Annotated in this window: 3 protein-coding genes; 1 reads left to right on the top strand and 2 read right to left on the bottom strand. The window is 71.6% G+C overall.

Annotated features, from left to right (window positions below):
• Nucleotides 1–31 precede the first annotated feature (31 nt).
• Nucleotides 32–868 carry an aldo/keto reductase gene (locus H0487_RS22475; protein ID WP_183096420.1) on the top strand — a complete coding sequence of 279 codons (837 nt, stop codon included), beginning with the start codon at nt 32–34 and terminating at the stop codon, nt 866–868.
• A gap of 4 nt (nt 869–872) precedes the next feature.
• On the opposite strand, the gene H0487_RS22470 is transcribed toward H0487_RS22475, so the two are convergent.
• Nucleotides 873–1,274 carry an MmcQ/YjbR family DNA-binding protein gene (locus H0487_RS22470; RefSeq protein WP_183096419.1) on the bottom strand — a complete coding sequence of 134 codons (402 nt, stop codon included), beginning with the start codon at nt 1,272–1,274 and terminating at the stop codon, nt 873–875.
• Between the two features lie 39 nt (nt 1,275–1,313).
• On the bottom strand, nt 1,314–2,205 hold an 892-nt coding region (locus H0487_RS22465; protein ID WP_183096418.1), incomplete at its 5' end, for a glycoside hydrolase family 26 protein.

Here is a 2,205-nt window from a genome sequence, read left to right as displayed (position 1 = left end):
GGACACTAGACCTGATCAGTACGGTGAGCGGATGACCACTCCGACATGCGAGCTCAACGACGGGCGGTCGCTCCCCGCACTCGGCTTCGGCACCTACCCGCTGCAGGGCTCCGACGCGGTGGCGGCGACCGTGAGCGCGATCGAGGTCGGCTACCGGCTGCTCGACACGGCGGTCAACTACGAGAACGAGGCGGCGGTCGGCGAGGCCGTGCGCCGGTCCGGGGTCCCGCGCGAGGAGCTGTTCGTCACCAGCAAGCTCCCCGGCCGCCACCACTCCTACGAGGACACCATCGCCTCCACCGGGGCCTCGCTCGACCGGCTCGGCCTGGACTACCTCGACCTGCACCTCATCCACTGGCCCAACCCGTCCGTCGGCCAGTACGCCGAGGCGTGGCGGGCGCTCGTCGAGCTCCGCGAGCGCGGGCTGGTGCGCTCGATCGGCGTCTCCAACTTCACCCGGGCCCACCTCGAGCGGGTGATCGACGAGACCGGTGTCGTGCCGGCCGTCAACCAGGTCGAGCTGCACCCGGCGTTCCCGCAGGTGGAGCTGCGCGCGGTGCACGCCGAGCTCGGGATCCTCACCGAGGCGTGGAGCCCGCTCGGCAAGCGGGCGGCGCCGTACGGCGAGCCGGCTGTCGCCGGTCCGGCCGCGCGGCTCGGCGTGACGCCGGCCCAGGTCATCCTGCGCTGGCACGTCGAGCTCGGCTCGCTGCCCATCCCGAAGTCGGCGACGGCGTCGCGGCAGGCGGAGAACCTCGACGTGTTCGGGTTCTCGCTGTTGCCGGAAGAGGTCACGGCGATCACGGCGCTCGGGCGCCCGGACGGCCGGCTGTTCGGCGGCGACCCGGACCACCACGAGGAGATGTGAGGCGCTACGCCTCCGCGCGGTAGGAGTCGGCGAGCTTCTTCGGCGCCATCGCGAACCAGCCGCTGACGACCAGCTCCCGGAGGTCGTCGACGCCGACCCGGTCCAGCTCGACGAGGACCGCCGCGTAGCCGTTGAAGTGCGGGATGGTGAAGACGCCTTCGGGCGGGTCGGCGAGGATCGCCTCCTTCTCCACGAGCCCGTCGGTGCGCACGGCGAGGACCGGCAGCGACGGCGGCGTCTCGTCGCCGTACCGCTTGAGGTCGGCCTTGCTGAAGGGGCGCTCCCAGGCGAAGGTCTTGCCCTTGACCGCCCAGGCCTGCCAGTCGCCCATGAGCACGGTCTCGGTCACCTCGGGCAGCGCCGTCGCCAGCGCTGCGACATCGTCCAGGGTCGGCGGCGTCGGCATGGACTCACCGTACGACGCCCCACCGACAGCGGCCACGGCTCAGGTTCCGGGGTCCCAGATCCCGTTGCGGAAGGCGGTGGTCGACGCGGTCGAGGAGTCGATCCGCCAGTCGGTCTCCTTCCTGAAGGAGAACCAGGTGAGGCCCTTGACCTGGGGGTGGGCGTCGATCCACGCGAACAGGTCGGTGATCCACGCGGCCTTGTTGCCGCCCACCTCGGCGCTCGCCGTCTCGGTGAGGTGGACCGGCTTGCCGGGGGCGATCGCGGTGACCTCCGCGAGCGTGCCGCCGAACACCTGGTCCGGGCTGCGCCACTCCGACTGGGTCCGCGAGGTGCCCCAGTTGTAGCCGTCGATGCCGACCCGGTCGACGTACTCCTTGCCGGGATAGAGGCCGGCGAGCGGCCACGAGCCGTAGTAGGAGATGTTGGGCGCCCACGACCAGGTCACGTTGGTGACCCCGAGGGTGTCGAACACGTCGACGACGTGCCGCCAGGCGACGCCGTAGTCGCCGGGGTCGTTGCCGTTGACGGCCTCGGCCCACGGGTACCAGTCGCCGTTCATCTCGTGCGCGAAGCGGATGACGACAGGGAGGCGGTAGTTCTTGATCTGCGCCGCCCAGCGCTTGAGGTAGGCGTCGTGCGCGCCACTCGCGATCCGGGCGAGCGCGTACTTGGGCTGGACCGTCCCGAGCGCGGGGTCCCACGGCTCCCACACCAGCTCGACCGCCGGGGTCGTCGCGACCCGGCGGGCGCCCGGGTAGGCGAACGGGAAGTCGGTCGTCAGCGCCCAGGAGGCGTAGTAGGTCAGCTGGTCGGGCGTGCGCCCCACCTTCTTGTTGAGCTGGTTGAGGTACGTCGTCGCCGCCGGCCAGTTCTCGACGGCGAGTCCGTAGACCCGCCCGGAGGAGGTTGCGGCAGCGGCGGCCGCCGCC

This window comes from Nocardioides stalactiti (assembly GCF_014180715.1).
GTDB lineage: Bacteria > Actinomycetota > Actinomycetes > Propionibacteriales > Nocardioidaceae > Nocardioides > Nocardioides stalactiti.
Note: the sequence above shows the minus strand (reverse complement) of the source record. Positions and strands in the feature narration are given on the sequence as shown.